At 62.9% G+C, this 18,165-nt stretch carries 16 protein-coding genes; 4 read left to right on the forward strand and 12 right to left on the reverse strand.

Features of this window, described 5'->3' with window-relative positions:
- Positions 1-137 precede the first annotated feature (137 nt).
- Together ACH2DG_RS07430 and ACH2DG_RS07435 are read left to right on the forward strand one after the other, a co-directional pair.
- A complete protein-coding gene (locus tag ACH2DG_RS07430; RefSeq protein ID WP_395025164.1) occupies positions 138-1,382 on the forward strand; it encodes an ATP-binding protein in 1,245 nt (414 codons plus the stop codon).
- Between the two features lie 23 nt (positions 1,383-1,405).
- The gene (locus ACH2DG_RS07435) at positions 1,406-2,092 is read left to right on the forward strand and encodes a response regulator transcription factor (RefSeq protein ID WP_395025166.1); all 687 of its coding nucleotides are present in this window, start codon (positions 1,406-1,408) and stop codon (positions 2,090-2,092) included.
- 163 nt (positions 2,093-2,255) lie between these two features.
- On the opposite strand, the gene ACH2DG_RS07440 is transcribed toward ACH2DG_RS07435, so the two are convergent.
- Together ACH2DG_RS07440 and ACH2DG_RS07445 are read right to left on the reverse strand one after the other, a co-directional pair.
- Positions 2,256-2,615: a hypothetical protein gene (locus tag ACH2DG_RS07440; protein ID WP_224153082.1), complete on the reverse strand. Its 360-nt coding sequence runs from the start codon at positions 2,613-2,615 to the stop codon at positions 2,256-2,258.
- A gap of 414 nt (positions 2,616-3,029) precedes the next feature.
- Entirely contained in the window at positions 3,030-3,389 is a 360-nt protein-coding gene (locus tag ACH2DG_RS07445) for a hypothetical protein (protein ID WP_395025167.1), read from the reverse strand.
- Between the two features lie 450 nt (positions 3,390-3,839).
- Here ACH2DG_RS07445 and ACH2DG_RS07450 point away from each other — a divergent pair, with 450 nt between their 5' ends.
- Complete coding sequence (locus ACH2DG_RS07450) at positions 3,840-6,035, forward strand: malate synthase G (protein WP_395025169.1); 2,196 nt, start codon at positions 3,840-3,842, stop codon at positions 6,033-6,035.
- 129 nt (positions 6,036-6,164) lie between these two features.
- Here ACH2DG_RS07450 and ACH2DG_RS07455 read toward each other — a convergent pair whose 3' ends face one another.
- From ACH2DG_RS07455 to ACH2DG_RS07465, 3 genes are read right to left on the reverse strand one after another with little or no spacing between them, the layout of a single operon-like run.
- Entirely contained in the window at positions 6,165-6,350 is a 186-nt protein-coding gene (locus ACH2DG_RS07455; RefSeq protein ID WP_395025171.1) for a hypothetical protein, read from the reverse strand.
- Positions 6,347-7,534, reverse strand: coding sequence for a PepSY-associated TM helix domain-containing protein (locus ACH2DG_RS07460; RefSeq protein ID WP_395025172.1), 1,188 nt, complete (start codon positions 7,532-7,534; stop codon positions 6,347-6,349). The genes ACH2DG_RS07455 and ACH2DG_RS07460 overlap by 4 nt, the downstream gene beginning before the upstream one ends.
- 3 nt (positions 7,535-7,537) lie before the next feature.
- The gene (locus ACH2DG_RS07465) at positions 7,538-9,685 is read right to left on the reverse strand and encodes a TonB-dependent siderophore receptor (RefSeq protein WP_395025174.1); all 2,148 of its coding nucleotides are present in this window, start codon (positions 9,683-9,685) and stop codon (positions 7,538-7,540) included.
- A gap of 171 nt (positions 9,686-9,856) precedes the next feature.
- Here ACH2DG_RS07465 and ACH2DG_RS07470 point away from each other — a divergent pair, with 171 nt between their 5' ends.
- Positions 9,857-10,693: a ChaN family lipoprotein gene (locus tag ACH2DG_RS07470; RefSeq protein WP_395025176.1), complete on the forward strand. Its 837-nt coding sequence runs from the start codon at positions 9,857-9,859 to the stop codon at positions 10,691-10,693.
- Positions 10,694-10,768: 75 nt separating this feature from the next.
- On the opposite strand, the gene ACH2DG_RS07475 is transcribed toward ACH2DG_RS07470, so the two are convergent.
- The 7 genes from ACH2DG_RS07475 to ACH2DG_RS07505 form a co-directional block, all read right to left on the reverse strand.
- Positions 10,769-11,764 carry a Bug family tripartite tricarboxylate transporter substrate binding protein gene (locus tag ACH2DG_RS07475; RefSeq protein WP_395025178.1) on the reverse strand — a complete coding sequence of 332 codons (996 nt, stop codon included), beginning with the start codon at positions 11,762-11,764 and terminating at the stop codon, positions 10,769-10,771.
- Between the two features lie 80 nt (positions 11,765-11,844).
- Positions 11,845-13,419 carry a galactarate dehydratase gene (gene garD, locus ACH2DG_RS07480; RefSeq protein ID WP_395025179.1) on the reverse strand — a complete coding sequence of 525 codons (1,575 nt, stop codon included), beginning with the start codon at positions 13,417-13,419 and terminating at the stop codon, positions 11,845-11,847.
- 10 nt (positions 13,420-13,429) lie between these two features.
- Entirely contained in the window at positions 13,430-14,725 is a 1,296-nt protein-coding gene (locus ACH2DG_RS07485; RefSeq protein WP_224153072.1) for a TRAP transporter large permease, read from the reverse strand.
- A gap of 17 nt (positions 14,726-14,742) precedes the next feature.
- Entirely contained in the window at positions 14,743-15,225 is a 483-nt protein-coding gene (locus ACH2DG_RS07490) for a TRAP transporter small permease (RefSeq protein WP_395025181.1), read from the reverse strand.
- Between the two features lie 116 nt (positions 15,226-15,341).
- Positions 15,342-16,307, reverse strand: a complete 966-nt coding sequence (locus tag ACH2DG_RS07495; protein WP_395025183.1) for a TRAP transporter substrate-binding protein — start codon at positions 16,305-16,307, stop codon at positions 15,342-15,344.
- A 75-nt stretch (positions 16,308-16,382) separates the two neighbouring features.
- On the reverse strand, positions 16,383-17,294 hold the full coding sequence (locus ACH2DG_RS07500) for an SMP-30/gluconolactonase/LRE family protein (RefSeq protein WP_395025185.1): 912 nt from the start codon (positions 17,292-17,294) through the stop codon (positions 16,383-16,385).
- Positions 17,291-18,121 carry an NAD-dependent epimerase/dehydratase family protein gene (locus ACH2DG_RS07505; RefSeq protein ID WP_395025186.1) on the reverse strand — a complete coding sequence of 277 codons (831 nt, stop codon included), beginning with the start codon at positions 18,119-18,121 and terminating at the stop codon, positions 17,291-17,293. The genes ACH2DG_RS07500 and ACH2DG_RS07505 overlap by 4 nt, the downstream gene beginning before the upstream one ends.
- Positions 18,122-18,165: the final 44 nt, after the last annotated feature.

The following is an 18,165-nucleotide window of genomic DNA, read 5'->3' on the forward strand; positions in this document are numbered from 1 at the left end:
ATTGGCCCGGGCCGTGCCAACCATGGCAACGCGCCCCCGGTCTGCCTATTATCATCGGGGCTCCAAACCGCACCAGCCTGCGCGGCGACTTTGTACGTCCATCCAGCTGCGCTGTTGCGCCCTCGCTTTCAATCACCATGTCCGCCAGCTCCAGCGCCACCTTGAACACCAATGCCGATGCCCTGTGGTTTGCCCCCGCGCAACTGCTGCGCCTGTTTGGCAACAGCCCGGTTGCCATGGCCTACTGGGGGCATGACCAGCGCCTGCGCCTGGCTACGCCCCAGTGGTGTGAGTGGTTCGGCATTCCCAGCACCGGCGTGGCCGGCCAGCTGCTGACGGAGGCCTTGCCCGCCACCTTTCTGGACGCCCACCGCGATACGCTGCAGGCCGCAGCCCTCGGCCAGCGCCAGCAGTTTGACGCGAGCAAGACCGATGCCCACGGCGCCACCGCCTGGCGCCGCATCAGCTTGTCGCCCTATATCTGGCAGGGCAAGGCCAGCCCCAAGACCGCCGATGGCGTGCTGATGCTCATGCAGGACTGCACTGCCGAATACCGCGCCCGCGCCGAGGAGGCCCTGCTGCATGCGCAACTGGCCGCACTGTCGTCCACCGAGCAGGAGCGCACCGAGGAAAAGGGCGAACTGCTCAAGCTGCGCACCCTGCTGGACTGGCGCACCGCCATGCTGGCCGAGCACAGCGACATGCTCCAGCTTCTCTCGCATGAGATCCGCCAGCCGCTCAACAACGCATCAGCCGCCATGCAGGCCACGATGAAGGCCATTGCCGACCTGCATCTGGAACAGGCCACCCCGGCCAGCAAGGCCTTGCTGCGGGCCGAGCATGTGCTGCAGCAGGTCATCGGCACCCTGGACAACACGTTGGCGGCCGGCACCATTTTGGCCGTGGGCGGCAAGGCCGGCGCGTCCACCGACACCGATCTGCCCACCCTCATCAACCTGGTGCTGCACGACATCGCGGCAGACAACCGCCCGCGCATCCAGGTGGTGTGGGACGCCGATGCGCGCACGGTGCAGCTGCACCCGGCCCTGATGCGGCTGACCATCCGCAACCTCTTGAACAATGCGCTCAACTACGCGCCTGCCGACACGCCTGTGCGGCTGCGCATTGCCGAATCGGACGATCCGCTGGCGCTGATCATCGAAGTGATCGACGAGGGGCCGGGAATTTCCGAAGAACTGCGTCCGCGCCTGTTCGAGAAAGGCTCGCGCGGTGCAGAGCACCGCCACCGCGCCGGCGCCGGACTGGGTTTGTTCATTGTGCGCTCTGTGGTGCAATTGCACCAGGGCACGGTGCAAGCCTTGCCGCACGAACCGCATGGCACCATCATGCGGCTGGAATTGCCCCAAGGTCTGGACGACTAAACTCTCCCACCACTGAAGACACCATGCTCCCTGCCACGCTCGCCCTGGTCGACGACGACACCGAATATTGCGAATTCCTCGCCCAGCACCTGCGCAACCAGGGTGTGAGGGTTCAGGCCTATGGCGACAGCAGCGACCTGCTGGCCGACATCGAACCCTACCGTTTCGATTTCTATGTGCTGGACCTGATGCTGCCCGGCGTGGATGGTGCCGAGCTCATCCGCATTCTGCGCAAGCGCACGCAGGCCGGAGTGCTGATTGTCTCGGGGCGCCTGGGGCCAGAGGTGTTTGCCGAAGTCATCAACGCGGGCGCCGACATGTACCTGACCAAGCCAGTCACCTTCGAGCAGGTGGAACTGGCTATCCGCGCCGTGCATCGCCGTATCATGACCACGGCCAAGACCGCCACCGCCTGGAAGCTCGACAGCCGCCGCAGCGTGCTCACCGCACCTGACGGCCAGATTGTGGAACTGAGCCCGACGGACCTGCTGCTGATGGAATGCTTTCTGCAAGCCCAGGGCGAAGTGGTGAGCCGCGATCAGATCCGCGACCTGCTGGGCCACAGCAGCGCCGCCGACTCGGACAACAGCCTACACGCCACCATCTACCGCCTGCGCCGCCGTATCGAAAAAGTCACCCCGCTGGCCGTACCCCTCCAATCCCAGCAAAAGGTGGGCTACCAGTTTCGCGCGCCGCTTGTGGCGGCGTGACAGGGTCACCACGGTCATCACAACACCTGGGGATTTTCGCGCAACAGCCTGCAACGCCCGTCTTTTCAGCACATACAGCTCTTAAAATTAAGCAATCTCCAAAAAGAAAAGCGAGCCCATGGCTCGCTTTTACTGACCCGGCGCAACCCGGACAGTTGACCGATTACATGGTCATCTTGCTTTCCACATCTGCCACCTTGCGACGAGCCAGGGCCAGATTGGCGCGGGCGTTGTCCAGCACGTAGTACACAAAGATGCCCGACAGACGCTGCGATGGACGGATCAAGTGGTACTGCTTGCCCAGCGTGATCAGAATGTCCTCGATGTTGTCGTTCAGGCCCAGGGCCTTCATCGTCTTCATCTTGGCGCGCACCACCTCAGTGTTACCGGCGGCAGCCAGTTCCAGATCCACACCGGTACCGATGCTGCCCAGCATCATGCCGCTGTTGTAATCCACCACGGCGGCACACATGGCGCCGTCCATCGTCATCAGATCATTCAAGCTGTCGTTCAGATTTGCCATGGTTTCCCCACTTTGTTTGACGTAGATCAGTTTCATCACCCGGTTAAGGTGTTAGTGATTCTATTGAGTCACTTCTGACAAGATCAATCATTGAAAATGTTTTGCATTCGGCAACTCTGCGCTTACGGCTCCAATGCTACCGAATTTGATAGCAGACGGACAAATCGGGCCACGCACCGGACCCCTATTTCATCGGTGCAGGATTGATTCTCGCAATCGTAACAAAGCGTGTGTTATTTACGACGATTTACGCAAGGCCCTATGGCGCCCACATGCAAGCAGATGTTATGACCGCCGGCACAACACCCGCATCCAGAAACAATCACCCCACGAAATCGCCCCAGCGGGCAGCATCGGAGGAAAAAAAAACGGGCCCGAAGGCCCGTTGTCGCAATGATGGGAATACCCAGGCCATTACATGGTCATTGCGCCTTCCACATCGGAGACCTTGCGGCGAGCAAGCGCCAGGTTGGCGCGCTTGTTGTCCAGCACGTAGTACACAAAGATGCCAGCCAGCTTGGCTGCGGGACGAATGATGTGGTACTGCTTGCCCAGGGTGATCAGGATGTCGTCGATGTTCTCGTTCAGGCCCAGAGCCTTCATGGTCTTCATCTTGGCGCGCACCACTTCGGTGTTGCCAGCAGCAGCCAGTTCCATGTCAACGCCAGAGCCGGCGCTTGCCAGCATCATGCCGCTGTTGTAATCCACCACGGCAGCACACATGGCGCCGTCGAGGGACATCAGATCGTTCAAGCTATCGTTCAGATTTGCCATGTTTTTTTCTCCTGTGGGATGAGCGAACTCTGTGAAAAATTACTGAGACTCAATGAAAGTGATCATATCTGATCATTTCTGATCTGTATCAACAAACACATTGTTTTGCAGTTGACTCTTCGCTTCTCGCACTGTGAGTTTTCAATTTTCATAGCAATAATCCAAGCAAAATCATTGCATTTATAGGATTTATCGCGTTTTCCTCGGCTGTTTCATTTGCGATACAACTTGCGTATCTGCCCCCAAAAACTGACTTTTTATTCCTCTTCATGATCAGAACTGATCACCAGTACAGATCTGCTTATGACCGCGAACGGGTGATTACGCACTAAAAAGTCATGTATCTACGCTTTTTTTGTGGATTGATCACTACGCAGGTATGCAATACAGTGGTCTGACAGGGTGCCGACAGGTACCGTTTGCTCAGAGACATTGACCGAGGTAGAGACCATGACCGATCGCACCACCATCCACGGCCTGCAAGTGGCCACCGAGCTGTACAACTTCATCAACCAGGATGTGTTGCCTGGCACCGGCGTGGACCAGACCGCTTTCTGGCAAGGCTTCGACGCCATCGTGGCGGACCTGGCCCCCAAGAATGCCGCCCTGCTGGCCGAACGTGACCGCCTGCAGTCCGAACTGGACACCTGGCACAAGGCCAATCCCGGCCCCATCACGGACATGCAGGGCTACCGCAAGTTTCTGGAGACGATCGGCTACCTGGTGCCGCAACCCCAGGGCGCGAAAGCCACGACCGAGAATGTGGACGCCGAGTTGGCCATCCAGGCTGGCCCACAGTTGGTGGTGCCGATCCTCAACGCCCGCTACGCCCTCAACGCCGCCAACGCCCGCTGGGGCTCGCTGTACGACGCGCTGTATGGCACCGATGTGATCGGCGAAGAAGGCGGCGCCGAAAAGGGCAAGGGCTACAACCCGGTGCGCGGCGCCAAGGTGATCGCGTTCGCGCGCGATTTCCTCGACCAGGCCGCACCTCTCGCATCGGGCTTGCACAAGGATTCGACGGCTTACGCCGTTGAAGGTGGCAAGCTGTCGGTCACGCTCAAGGACGGCAGCAAGACGGGCCTGAAGGACGATGACAAGTTCGTGGGCTTCCAGGGCGACGCCGCAGCTCCCACGTCTGTGCTGCTGAAGAACAACGGCATTCACATTGACATCATCATCAACAAGTCCACCCCCATCGGCCAGACTGATGCAGCCGGCGTGTCCGACGTGGTGGTGGAAGCCGCGCTCTCCACCATTCTCGATCTGGAGGACTCCGTGGCCGCCGTCGATGCCGAAGACAAGATCAACGGCTACGCCAACTGGCTGGGCATCCTCAAGGGCACGCTGACCGAATCCTTTGACAAGGGTGGCAAGACCGTGACCCGTGGCCTGAATGCCGACCGCCAGTACACCGGTGCCGATGGCAAGCCCGTCAAGCTCCATGGCCGCTCGCTGATGTTCGTGCGCAATGTGGGCCATCTGATGACCAACCCGGCCATCCTGTGGGGCGCAGACAAGAAGGAAATCCCCGAAGGCATCATGGACGCCGTGGTGACCACCGCCATCGCCATTCATGACCTCAAGGGCAATGGCGCCAATGGCATCAGGAACAGCCGCACCGGCTCCGTCTATATCGTCAAGCCCAAGATGCACGGCCCTGCCGAAGCCGGTTTTGCCAACGAGCTGTTCGGCCGCGTCGAGAAACTGCTGGGCCTGCCCGAGAACACCGTCAAGCTGGGCATCATGGACGAAGAGCGCCGCACCACGGTGAACCTGAAGGCCGCCATTGCCGCGGCTCCTGCACGCGTGGCCTTCATCAACACCGGCTTCCTGGACCGCACCGGCGACGAAATGCACACCGCCATGTATGCGGGCCCCATGGTGCGCAAGGCCGACATGAAGGCCAGCGCCTGGCTGCCTGCCTATGAAAAGAACAACGTGCTGGTGGGCCTGGGCCTGGGCCTGCGTGGCCGCGCCCAGATCGGCAAGGGCATGTGGGCCATGCCCGACCTGATGAAAGCCATGCTGGAGCAGAAGATCGCCCAGCCCAAGGCCGGCGCCAACACCGCCTGGGTCCCTTCACCTACCGGCGCCACGCTGCACGCCCTGCACTACCACCAGGTCAACGTGGCCGACGTGCAGAAAGAACTGGAAAAGACCAATGCCGACGGCGAGCGCGACAACCTGCTGGGCGCCATCCTGCAGGTGCCCGTCTCCAGCAACCCGAGCTGGAGCGATGCCGAGAAGCAGCAGGAAGTGGACAACAACGTGCAGGGCATCCTGGGCTATGTGGTGCGCTGGGTCGACCAGGGCGTGGGCTGCTCCAAGGTGCCCGACATCCACAACGTGGGCCTGATGGAAGACCGCGCCACACTGCGCATCTCGAGCCAGCACATTGCCAACTGGCTGCAGCACGGCGTGGTGACCGAAGCCATGGTGCGCGACAGCTTTGCCCGCATGGCCAAGGTGGTGGACGAGCAGAACGCAGGCGACGCCGCCTACAAGAGCCTCGCAGCCAACCCGCAGGGCGCTGCCTTCCAGGCCGCGCTGGACCTGGTGTTCAAGGGCAAGGAACAGCCTTCTGGCTATACCGAGCCGCTGCTGCACGCCTGGCGCCTGAAGGTGAAGGCCGCAGCCAAGTAAAAAACGGCAGCGGGTCGCGCTTGCTCATCAATGGTTTCAGGTTACTTTCAATCTGAAGCCTTTGTTTAAAAAGCGCGCACAGCTATAAAAAATGCACCCCTTGAGGTGCATTTTTTTATGGAAGGCACATCAGCTGCCTCGCCGCAGCCAGCCAAACCAGATGCACGTGGCCGCCGGAATGCCCAGCGTGAGCCACGCCAGCATGTCGCCAAGGCCGCCGTCGCTGAACAGCGCAGATACCAGTCCGATGCAGGTGAGCAGGCCCATGGCGAGGGGCCAGCCCCACAGCGCCCAGAAGGGGTGGTGCGGCTTCATGGCGAAGTCTCCAGCGATTTTTTCAGCGTTGCCAGGGCTGGCGTCGCCCCATTTGCCTCGGTGGCGCTCTCTGCCTTTCGCTCGGGGGCGGTGTTGCCCTTTCTGAGCCACAGGTACAGGCCGCTGCCCAGCACGATGATGGTGGCGATGTCGAGCAGCGCCCAGAGGATCTGCATGGGCATGCCGCCGTAGTCACCAAAGTGCAGCGGCTGCGATACCAGCAGCGCTGTCAGATACCAGGGCAGTTGGGGCGCCGCCGTCACTTCGGTCGTCCTGGCATCCACCAGCACCGGCTGCAGCAGCTTGGATGTGAAGGGTTCATTGCCCTTGAGAAAGAAAGTGGTGTGGTGCGGGCTGGAGAAGGCCGTGCCGGGGAAGGCAATGAAGGAAAGCTTGGTCTGCGGCGCCTGGGCCTGCGCCACTTCCATCGAGCGCTGCACCGAGCCGCGCTCGGCCACCGGCACAGTGGACTGGCCCTGGTAGGGCACCATGAGCGCGCTGAGCTGGTCGTACTGCCAGTACTTGATGACCAGATCCGCCCAGGTGTTGATCATGCCCGTGGCACCCACCACGAAAAGCCACACCAGCGTGACAATGCCCAGCAGGTTGTGCAGATCGAGCCACTTGAGGCGCGTGCGCCTGTCGCGCCGCACCGTGCCGAAATCGAGCTTGCGCATGAAGGGGGCGTACAGCACCACGCCGCTGACGATAGCCACCAGAAGCAGCAGGCCCATGAAACCCAGAAACAGCTTGCCCGGCAGGCCAGCGAACAGGTCGACATGCAGCTTGAACATCACGTACATGAAGCCTTCGTCAAAGCGCGGCTGCGCCAGCACCTGGGCCGTGCGCGCATCGACGGCCACCGAGCGGAAGTCCTCCGTAGGCTCCGGCGTGGGCGTCAGGGTGATGAACCAGAGGTTGTCGTCGTCCGCATCCTTGGAGGCGAACTGCACCACACGGTCGGGGTGCTGGGCGCGCGCCACTTCCAGCACCTTGTCCAGGCTGGCGTGCGGCGTGCCCGGCGCCATCTTGGGGGTCTCCACCTCGGTGCCCAGCAGGTGGCCGATCTCGTGGTGAAAGATCAGCGGCAGGCCGGTCAGGCACAGCAGCAGCATGAAGACGGTGCAGACAAGGCTGCTCCACTTGTGCAGCCATGCCCAGGTCTTGATCGTTCGGCTCTGCATGGATCAGAACCTGTAGGTGGCGCTGGCCACCACGCTGCGCCGCGCGCCCCACCAGCAGTCACCACGGGCGAGGCAGGTGCTGAAATAGGCCTTGTCCGTTGCGTTGTTGACGTTGAGCGCGTAGCGCCAGTGTTCCGAATCGTAGGCCACCATCAAGTCAAGCAAGGTCACAGAGGGCATGCGGGGGCCGCGAGCTGCCCCATCGATGTCCTGGAAGCCGCTCAGATAGCGCACGCCCGCGCCTGCCGAAAAGCCCGTCACCCCGGCAATGGCGAAGCGGTACTTGCCCCACACCGATGCCTGGTTGCGCGGCATGTCGGTGAGCTTGCGGTCCACATTGGTGTAGTTGTAGTTGGCGATCAGGTCGACGGACTTGGCCAGCGTGGTCTTGATCTCCAACTCCAGCCCCTTGTTCCGGGTTGCGTCAACTTGCCGGCCATAGTTGGGGTTGGTGGCGTCGGCAACAATGCGGTTCTTTTCCTTGAGCGAGTAGACCGACGCGGTGAAACTGGTGGCCGAGCCCTCGGGCTGGTACTTGACGCCAGCCTCCACCTGCTCGCCGCGCAGCGGCTTGAACAGGCTGCCCGCCACATCGGTGCCCGCCTGCGGCGTGAACGATTCGGTGTAGCTCAGGTATGGCGACCAGCCCGAGGGCAGCGCGTACATCACGCCCAGGCGGCGGCTGTTGGCAGTGGTGGTCTCCGATGCGCTGCCTTCTGAGCCGCTGGTGCTGCGGTCATGGCGCAGACCGGCCACGAAGATCCACTGGTTCCACTTCATCTGGTCCTGCAGGTAGATGCCCGCATTGCGCTGCGTGGTGCGCGGCCGGTCGGTCAGCTCGGTTACCGGCACATAGCCAACGCCGTAGACCGGGTTGTAGGCGTCGATGGTGCTGTAGGCGGAGCCTTCGCGCTTGTCCTGGCGCTGGCGCGAGTATTCCGCCCCCACCAGCAGGGTGTGCTGCACTGCACCCGTGCCGAAATGGCCTTCGACATGGTTGTCGATGGCGTTCATGCGGGTCCATGCCAACGATTTGTCGTTGTAGCGCCCCAGCAGGCGCTGGCCCGCCGGGTCCTCCTTCCAGCCACCGGGCAGCGCGAAGGAGTCGGCGTAGTGGTAGTGCGAATCGTTGAAGGTGCGCGCAGTGCGGGCGTTCTGGCGATAGCTCCACTGGTCATTGAAGCGGTGCTCGAACTGCCAGCCGAAGGTCTTGCGCGTGGTGTCGTAGCCATCGCCCGGCTCTCCGATGAAACGGCTGCTGGGCAGCTGGCCATTGACGTTGGGCAGGAAGGTGCCCTGCCAGGGCAGGAACTGCGCGGTGCTGCCGGTCTTGTCCTTCTGCCACAGGCCCTGCAGCGTAAGCGATGTGGCAGCGCTTGGCCGCCAGGTGAGCGAAGGCGCCAGCAGCGAGCGATCATCGGGCACATAGTCCACCTGGGTGTCTGACTTGCGCTGCAGCGCAACCAGGCGGTACGACCAGGCACCATCGGCACTGAGCGGGCCGGTCAGATCCGCCTGAATCTGCTTGCGGCCGAACGAGCCAAATTGCACGCCCACTTCGCGCGCAGCCTCTGCCTGCGGGCGCTTGCTGACCATATTGACCACGCCAGCCGCCGTGCCGGCACCGAACAGCATGCCCGCTGGCCCGCGCAGCACTTCCACCCGCTCCAGCGTATACGGATCGGGCCGCGCGGTGGCCGTGTACCAGCCGGAGGAATACATCTGCAGCCCATCCAGGTACAGCGACGGCTCGCTGCCCCGGATCAGAAAGCTGTCGGTGCGTGAGTCGATGCCATAGGCGTCGGAGCGCACGCCCGCGGCGTAGGTCAGCGCATCCTGCAGGTTGGTGGCACCCTGATCGAGCATCTGGTCGCGCGTCACCACCGTGACGGACTGCGGCGTTTCGGCCAATGGCGTGTCGGTCTTGGTGGCGGTGGCAGCATTCCAGGCCCGGTAGCCGATCACGGACGAAGTCGCCGTCTCGGCCTCTGTGGATGCGTTGACCCGCACTGTCGGCAAGGTAGCCTCCGCAGGTGTTGCTGCAGACGGCTCCTGCGCTATCGCGGCCGAACCCGCGGACAGCGCGACTATCGCGGCCGCAGAATGCACGGCCAGACGTGTGCGGCTGGCAATCGGAAATGAGGAAGCCATTGATGTTATAAATATTAATGAGAATAATTCGCATTCTAATCAAATTCTTGAATCAATGCACCCCTGCCGCAGTGTGTGGACTGCCTGCAAAGCCATGGACTGGCTGGCGCCGCAGCCCTCCAATAGGCCGACGCGCTGAAAGTGCATGCCCGCGCCGCTAGCATGCGCACCATGTGGAAAACCAAGACACTCCCGCCTGCCCTCCTGGCCGCTGGCTCGCTCGTTTTCATGCTGGCTGGCTGCGCCAGCAGCGCTTCGCCCCCCGCCACTCCGCTGGGAGACTGGAAGCGCCAGCTGCTACTGCAACACCCGCCAGATGTGCTGTTGCTCGGCGAACAGCACGATGCCCCGGAACACCAGCAGTGGCAGCGCGATACCGTGGCGCAATGGGCTGCGCAAGGCCGTCTGGCCGCCGTGGTTCTGGAGATGGCCGATGCAGGCAACAGCACGCAGGGCCTGCCCGCATCGGCAAGCGAAGCCGAAGTGCAGAAAGCCCTGGCCTGGAATGATGCAGGCTGGCCGTGGAAGAGCTATGGCCCCGTCGTGATGACCGCTGTGCAGGCCGGTGTGCCGGTGGTTGGCGGCAACCTGCCACGCGCAAAGATGCGCGAGGTGATGCAACAGCCGCAATGGGACACCCACTTGCCGCAACCCGGCTGGCAGCGCCAGTTGGATGCCATCCGCGACGGCCACTGTGGCCTGCTGCCCGATGCGCAGTTGGCGCCCATGGCACGCATACAACTCGCCAAGGATGCGAGCATGGCCCGCGCGGCGCAGCAACAGGTGCGGGCAGGCAAGACGGTGATCCTGATTGCCGGACGCGGCCATGTGCTGCGCAGCATCGGCGTGCCCAGCTGGTTGCCGCCGGGATTGCGCTCAGTGGTGGCCATCGGGCAGGCAGGCGATGCGGAGCAAGCTCCGCAAGCCGACCGGGACTCGGTGCATTACACCCCCGCCATTGCCGCCAAGGACCATTGCGCCGAGCTGCGCGCCAAGTGGAAGAAATAGGGATAGCGGCAGCGCCTGCGCCAGATCAGGCGGCGCGAAGATCGCGCCAAGCCGGCGAATGCATGGACAACCGGATCAGCCGTCCACTTTCACATTCGCCTCCTTGATCACTGCCGCCCATTTGGCAACTTCCGCCTTCTGAAAATCTGCCACCTGCGCGGTGCTCATCGCCGAGGCATCCATGCCCATGGATTTGAGCCGCGCCTGCATGTCGGGCGTGGCGATGATCCGGGCAATCTCCTGGTGCAGCCGCTGCACGATGGCATCGGGTGTGCCGGTCGGCGCAAAAATCGCCTGCCACGAAGTCACCTCGAAATCACCCAGTCCATTGATGCCCGACTCGGCCACCGTGGGCACGTCCTTGAGCGCATCGAGCCGCTGCTTCGACGTCACCGCCAGCGCACGCAGCTTGCCGCTTTGGATGTGCGGCGCAGCCACCACCGTGGTGTCGAACATCATGTCCACCTGCCCGCCCATCACATCCTGGATCGCCGGGCCGCTGCCCTTGTAAGGCACATGGGTGAACTTGACGCCCGATTTCCAGCCCAGCATCTCCAGCGCCAGGTGCTGTGAAGTGCCGGTACCTGCCGATGCGGAAGACAGACCGCCCTGCCTTTTCTTCGATGCCTCCAGCACGTCCTTCAGACTCTTGTAGGGGCTGTTGGCCGCCACCACCAGCACGAGCGGATTGGTTCCGATCAAGCTGATGGGAGTGAATGATTTGACCGGGTCGTACCCCAGTTTGGGGTAGAGGCTGATGTTGATGGCGTGCGAGCTGATGGTGCCGCCCAGAATGGTGAACCCATCGGGCTGGGCGCGCGCCGCCAGTTCCGAGCCCACACTGCCGCCCGCCCCGCCCTTGTTCTCGATCACCACCGTGGTGCCCAGCGCCGGGCCCAGTTGCTGCGCAATCAGGCGGCCCAACGTATCGGTAGTGCCCCCGGTGGCAAACGGCACCATGTAGGTAATGGGTTTGCCCTTGGGCCAATTGCCCTGCGCACGCACAGCGGCGGGCAGGCAGGCCAGTGCCAGGGGCGCGGCAGCGGCTTTCAACAGTTGACGGCGTTGCATGTCTGTCTCCAATCGGGTGGTTCAAAAAGGGGGACGCACCCGTCTTGCTGCGGGTTGGAATGGCTCTTCAAAATATGCGCTCAGGTCACCGGCGCGGGGTTGAACAGCACAAGTGCGTTGTGCAGCTTCCAGTGCTCGGCCCAGGTTTTTTTCCTGCCGCTGGCCACATCCAGCATCAGGTGAAACAGCTCCCAGCCCAGGTCTTCGATGCTGGCCTCACCATCGGCAATGCGACCCGCATTCACATCCATCAGATCGTGCCAGCGGCGCGCCAGATCGCTGCGCGTGGCCACCTTGATCACCGGGCACTCCGCCAGTCCGTATGGCGTGCCGCGACCCGTGGTGAAGATGTGCAGGTTCATGCCTGCTGCCAGTTGCAAGGTGCCGCAGATGAAGTCGGACGCGGGCGTGGCTGCATAGATCAAGCCCTTTTGCTGCAGCGTTTCGCCGGGCGCCAGCACACCGTCGATGGGTGCCGAGCCTGATTTGACGATGGAGCCCATGGCCTTTTCCACGATGTTGGACAGGCCGCCTTTCTTGTTGCCTGGCGTGGTATTGGCACTGCGGTCGGCACTGCCGCGCGCCAGGTAGGCGTCGTACCAGGCCATCTGCTCCACCATGGCCTGTGCCACCTCCGGCGTGCGGGCGCGCGAAGTCAGCTGGTCAATGCCGTCGCGCACCTCGGTCACTTCCGAAAACATCACGCTCGCGCCAGCGCGCACCAGAAGATCGGTGGCAAAACCCACGGCCGGATTGGCCGTGACGCCGCTGAAGGCATCGCTGCCGCCGCACTGCACGCCCACCACCAGCGCGCTCGCGGGCACGGTCTGGCGGCGGCGCTGGTTGAGCTTTCGCAGATGCACGTCGGCCTGGCGCACGATGGAGTCGATCATGCTCATGAAGCCCACATGCTCTTCGGCCTGCAGGCACACCACATCCAGGCTGGCGGCGGGCGCAGGGGGTGCGACCGCTTCGCGCTTCAAAGGCAACAACGGCGCTTCGAGCGGCAGCAGGCGCTCGGGCTGCAGCTTTTCGCAGCCCAGGCTCACCACCATCACCTCGCCGCCAAAATTGGGGTTGTGGCTGATGTTGCGCAGGGTGCGGATCGGGATCACCGCATCGGGCGCATCAATCGCCACGCCGCAGCCGTAGGTGTGCTCCAGGCCCACCACATCATCGACATGCGGGTAGAGGGGCAGCAGCTCCTTGCGGATGCGCGCCACTGCCACATCCACCACGCCCGACACGCATTGCACCGTGGTGGTGATTGCCAGAATATTGCGCGTGCCCACCGAGCCGTCGGCGTTGACGTAGCCTTCAAAGGTATGACCGTCAAGGGGCGGCTGCGCAGGCGGCTTCACCGTTGCCATGGGCAGGCCATGCAGCTCGGGCGCGGTGGGCATGCGCAGGGTCTGCTCGTTGACCCAGCTGCCGCGCGGCAAGGCGCGGCTGGCGTAGCCGATGACCACGTTGTAGCGGCGCACGGCATCGCCTTCGGCCAGATCGGCCAGCGCCACCTTGTGGCCTTGCGGCACCGTGTCCACGAGCGTCAGCCCGTCGGCAAACACGGTGCCCGCAGGCAGGCCGCCATCGTTGGCGACAATGGCCACGTTGTCTGCCGGGTGCATGCGGATGTAGAGCGGTTGGGTGGTCATCGCGTCGCCCTCACTTCACGGTCATGAACAAGCCCGGCAGCCAGGTGGTGAACGCAGGCACGAAGGTGACCAGCGCCAGCGCGAAGATCAGCGCGCCATAGAAAGGCCAGATGGTACGCATCACCGTGCCGACCGAAACCCCGCCAATGGCGCAGCCGACGAACTGCGTGGTGCCCACGGGCGGCGTGTTCAGGCCCAGCGCGCAGTTGATGAGCAGCACGATGCCGAACTGCACCGAACTCATGCCGTAGTGCTGCGCAATCGGCAGGAAGATCGGCGTGCACAGCAAGATGGTGGCAGCCATGTCCAAAAAGGTGCCCAGCACGAACAGGATGACGTTGATCAGCAGAAAGATCATCCACGGTGTGGTGGTGATCTCAGACAGCATCTGGCCCGTCAGCTCGGCCACACCGTACAGGCTGATCAGGTAGCCGAAGGTGCTCGAGATGCCGATCAGCAGCAGGATGATGCCGGTGTTGCGCACTGCCTTGGAAGCCGCCTTGACAAAGTGTTCCCACTTGATGGAACGGTACACCAGCACCGTCAGCGCCAGCGCATACAGCACGGCCACCACGGCCGATTCCGTGGCGGTAAACACGCCGGACAGAATGCCGCCCAGGATCAGCACCACCACCAAGAGGCCCGGCAGCGCCGCCGCAAAGCTGCGCGCCACAATGTGCCAGCCGGGAAAGGTACCCGCAGGGTAACCGCGCCTGCGCGCCACCCAGTAGGCCGCTGCCAGGTTGGACAGCGTCAGGATCACGGCTGGGAGGATGGCCGCAAGGATCAGCGCCGCAATCGATACCTTGCCGCTCGCTGCCAGCGCATAGATGATGATGTTGTGGCTGGTGGGCATGAGCGCGCCCACCAGGGCGGCGTGCGTGGTCACATTCACCGCGTAGTCCGCGTGGTAGCCCTCTTTCTTCATCATCGGAATCATTACCGCGCCCATGGCCGAGACATCGGCCACTGGCGAACCGGAGACACCGCCAAACAGGGTGCAGGCCACCACGTTCGACATGCCCAGGCCGCCGCGCACGTGGCCAATCAGCGCCCGGGCAAAGTTGACGATCCGGTCTGCAATGCCGCCGTACAGCATCAGCTCACCGGCAAAGATGAAGAAGGGAATGGCGAGGAAGGAGAAAACGCTCATGCCCGCCGTCATCTGCTGAAAGCCGACTTCCAGCGGCAGGCCTTCATATGCCAGTGTGGCCAGCGCCGACAGGCCAATCGAGAACGCCACGGGCACGCCCAGCAGCAGCAGGAGTGCAAACGAGATGCACAGAATCAACAAGGGGGTTGTCATCGCGAGACCTCGGCTGCTCAGTTGGCTTCCACTTCGCGGCCCTGCGCGAGTGCAATGATGTGTTCAATGGAAAACAGCACGATCAGGCTGCCTGCAATGACGGCTGGAATGTATTTCCAGCCCTCGGAGATGCCCAGGGTGGGCAGGCGGTACTCCCATACCGATTCGGCCAGCGACGCGCAGCTGTAGGCCATGCAGGCGCCAAACAGCAGCACCAGTGCGTGGATCAGGTATTCCATCTTGGTGCGCAACCAATCCGGCGCCAGCACCAGAAACGATTCCAGCCCGATATGGCCGGAGTTGCGCACGCCTACGGCAACGCCGAACATGGTGACGTACAGCACCAGCAGCAGCGACAGGCTCTCGGCCCAGGTCGGCGTGTTGTTGAGCACGTAGCGGCCAAACACCTGCCAGCTCACCGCAGCAATCAGGAGCACCAGGCCCAGCACCCCCAGCCACATGCACAAGCGGGACAATGCGCTGCAAATTTTGGTATACATAGTTTTCAGGCCAGATCAAACCCCGGCACCCGCACAGCAAGCGCCAGCAGCTATTGTTTTTGATACCGAATCGCCTGACGAGGCTTGCGCCAGCCAGGCAACCGTGGCTGTGCTGTTTATTGGGTTTCCTGCGTGCGCTTGACCAGATCCTTGAGCTTGGCATCGGTGATGAACTTGTCGTACACCGGCTTCATCGCGGCCTGGAACGGCGCCTTGTCGATCTCGATAATCTCGGCGCCACCAGCCTTCACGATGGCCAGCGATTTGGCCTCGCGCTCGGCCCACTGCTTGCGCATGTAGGGCACCGATTCCTTGGCAGCCTGGCGAATCCAGCCTTGCTCCTCGGGCGAGAGCTTGTCGAAGGTGCGCTTGGAGAACAGCAGAATCTCGGGCGCCATCGAATGCTCGGTCTTGGTGAAGTACTTGGCCACCTCGAACGAACGCGAGCTTTCATAGGTCGGATAGTTGTTTTCGGCTGCATCGATCAGGCCGGTCTTCAGGCCCGTGTAGACCTCGCCCATCGGCATGGGCGTGGCATTGGCGCCCATGGCTTCGAGCATGCTCACCCACAGGTCGGACTGCTGCACGCGCACCTTCATGCCCTTCATGTCGGCCAGGCTCTTGACCGGCCGCTTGGCGGTGAACATCGAGCGCGCGCCGCTGTCGTAAAAGCCCAGGCCGACAAAGCCCTGCTTTTCGCAGGCCTTCAGAATCTCCTCGCCCACCGGGCCGTCAAGCACCTTGTGCATGTGCTCCACCGAGCGGAAGAGAAACGGCATGGTCGGCACAATGGTTTCGCCGCAGACATTGTTCATCGCGCCGACGTTCACGCGCACCATGGCGAGCGCCCCGATCTTGGCCTGCTCGATGGTTTCCTTCTCACCACCCAGCGCCCCATTGGGGTAGACGCGAATGGTGTGCTTTCCGCCAGACAGCGCCTTCAGGCGCTCCCCCATGAACTTGACCGCCTGCACGGTCGGATAGTCGTCCGGGTGGATATCGGACGAGCGGAATTCCGTTGCGCTGGCAGCCAGCGACAACACACTTGCGGCCAAGGCCACCCACAGTTTGTTGGCGTTCATTTGTCTTCCTCTTTCTCAACAGTTTTCTTTGTCAAACAGCGCCCGCGCTCTGGCGCAGGCCATACCTCAAAAAACCTAGCCTCCGGCAAACGCAGGCTCGGGCACGCCCTGCACGCCCGGTTGCAGCGCAAACACGCCCCCGGCAAGCGGCTGTTCGGCCAGATCCACGCCGTCAGGCCGGATCGATGTGACGTACAGCACATCCAGATTTGCGCCGCCAAACGCACACATCGCTGGCTTCTTGACAGGAACGGCGAGCGACCGATCCAGCCTGCCGCCCGGCGTGAAGCGGTGCACCAGCCCCGCGTCATTGCCGCAGATCCAGTAGCAGCCATCGGCATCCACCGCAGCCCCGTCGGGCCGACCGGGCAAGGGCTTCATGTCCACAAACACCCGGCGATTGCGCGGCGTGCCCGTGGCAATGTCGTAGTCGAAGGCCCAGATGGTCTGCACGCTGGGGTGCGAATCGGACAGATACATGGTTTGGCCGTCAGGGCTGAACGCCAGGCCGTTGGGCGTGATCAGCGGCCCCAGTTGCAAATCGGTGGCAGCGCCTGCAGCCAGCTCGCCCGCCCCCAGGCGGTACACCTTACCCACAGCCTGCGCGGCTGCCATGTCCATGAACATGGTGCCCGCAACAAAACGGCCCTGGCGGTCGCAGCGGCCATCGTTGAAGCGCATGCCGGGCAAGGCGTGCTGCACGGCAGCGAGTGGGCGCACCTGCGCGGTCTCCACACCCGCTTCTGCGGTCACCTCGTAGATGCCGTCTTCCAGCCCCGCTACCCAGCGCTGGCCATCGCCATTCCAGGCCGCCATGCAGGCCAGCATCTGCGGCAGTTGCCACTGCGTGTGCTGCAACTTGCCCGCCAGCCAGCGGTGAAGCACGCCACGCGGAATATCGGCCCAGTACAGCGCCTGCTCGCAGGCCCGCCACACCGGGCTCTCGCCGGTGGCGTTGCGCGCATCCAGAACGAGTTCGGCACTCATGCCGGCTGGCCTTTACCGTCGCCAAAAGGGCCTTGCGCCGTAAAGGCACCGCCCTGGTAGACCGCCACTGGGTCATTGGCGGCGGGTGCGGGCTGCGCTTCGACCTTGGCGCGCCAGGGCTCGGAGCTGTCCATGGGCGCAAAGCCCAGGTGGGCCGCGGCGTGGTTGTCCCACCATGCGTCGCGGTTGTCGGATGCGCCGTACACCACCGTGTGGCCGACATTCGGGGTGAACAGGCCCTTCTCGATCAGTTGCACCAGATCGTCGTAGCTGAGCCATGTGCTCATCATGCGGCGGTCCTTGGGCTCGGGAAAAGACGAACCGATGCGCATGCTGACGGTTTCGATGCCGTAGCGGTCAAAGTAGAAGCTCGCCATGTCTTCACCGAAGGATTTGGACAGGCCGTAGTACCCGTCGGGGCGGCGGCGCACATGGGCGTCGAGTCTGTCGCTCTGCTTGTAAAAGCCGATCACGTGGTTGGAGCTGGCAAACACCACGCGCCGCACGCCGTGGCGCCGCGCGGCCTCATACAGGTTGAAGATGCCTTTGATATTGGCTTCCAGCACCTCTTCAAAGGGGCGCTCCACCGAAACGCCGCCCATGTGCACAATGGCATCGCACCCGGCCACCAGCGCGTCGACCGCCTGCTTGTCTGCCAGATCGCAAAGCACCACCTCCTCGCCCGCATCACGAGCGGGCGCCATGCCTGCCACGTCCGACAGGCGCAACACCTCGGCATAGGGGCGCAAGCGCTCACGCAGCACCTTGCCCAGACCGCCGGCAGCGCCGGTCAACAACAAACGATGCACTTTCAATGGCTGGCTCATAAATGTTCAATATCCGGGGTTAGTGATATGTTGTCATACAACAT

The sequence above is a fragment of the Comamonas odontotermitis genome (genome assembly GCF_040396735.1).
Lineage (GTDB): Bacteria > Pseudomonadota > Gammaproteobacteria > Burkholderiales > Burkholderiaceae_C > Comamonas > Comamonas odontotermitis_C.

Coding starts and splice junctions, on each gene's coding strand:
- ACH2DG_RS07455 (WP_395025171.1), bottom strand. CDS start 6,350: ATGAAGCCGCACCACCCCTTCTGGGCGCTGTGGGGCTGGCCCCTCGCC.
- ACH2DG_RS07475 (WP_395025178.1), bottom strand. CDS start 11,764: ATGCAACGCCGTCAACTGTTGAAAGCCGCTGCCGCGCCCCTGGCACTG.
- garD (WP_395025179.1), bottom strand. CDS start 13,419: ATGACCACCCAACCGCTCTACATCCGCATGCACCCGGCAGACAACGTG.
- ACH2DG_RS07430 (WP_395025164.1), top strand. CDS start 138: ATGTCCGCCAGCTCCAGCGCCACCTTGAACACCAATGCCGATGCCCTG.
- ACH2DG_RS07445 (WP_395025167.1), bottom strand. CDS start 3,389: ATGGCAAATCTGAACGATAGCTTGAACGATCTGATGTCCCTCGACGGC.
- ACH2DG_RS07440 (WP_224153082.1), bottom strand. CDS start 2,615: ATGGCAAATCTGAACGACAGCTTGAATGATCTGATGACGATGGACGGC.
- ACH2DG_RS07495 (WP_395025183.1), bottom strand. CDS start 16,307: ATGAACGCCAACAAACTGTGGGTGGCCTTGGCCGCAAGTGTGTTGTCG.
- ACH2DG_RS07450 (WP_395025169.1), top strand. CDS start 3,840: ATGACCGATCGCACCACCATCCACGGCCTGCAAGTGGCCACCGAGCTG.
- ACH2DG_RS07490 (WP_395025181.1), bottom strand. CDS start 15,225: ATGTATACCAAAATTTGCAGCGCATTGTCCCGCTTGTGCATGTGGCTG.
- ACH2DG_RS07460 (WP_395025172.1), bottom strand. CDS start 7,534: ATGCAGAGCCGAACGATCAAGACCTGGGCATGGCTGCACAAGTGGAGC.
- ACH2DG_RS07465 (WP_395025174.1), bottom strand. CDS start 9,685: ATGGCTTCCTCATTTCCGATTGCCAGCCGCACACGTCTGGCCGTGCAT.
- ACH2DG_RS07505 (WP_395025186.1), bottom strand. CDS start 18,121: ATGAGCCAGCCATTGAAAGTGCATCGTTTGTTGTTGACCGGCGCTGCC.
- ACH2DG_RS07485 (WP_224153072.1), bottom strand. CDS start 14,725: ATGACAACCCCCTTGTTGATTCTGTGCATCTCGTTTGCACTCCTGCTG.
- ACH2DG_RS07500 (WP_395025185.1), bottom strand. CDS start 17,294: ATGAGTGCCGAACTCGTTCTGGATGCGCGCAACGCCACCGGCGAGAGC.
- ACH2DG_RS07435 (WP_395025166.1), top strand. CDS start 1,406: ATGCTCCCTGCCACGCTCGCCCTGGTCGACGACGACACCGAATATTGC.
- ACH2DG_RS07470 (WP_395025176.1), top strand. CDS start 9,857: ATGTGGAAAACCAAGACACTCCCGCCTGCCCTCCTGGCCGCTGGCTCG.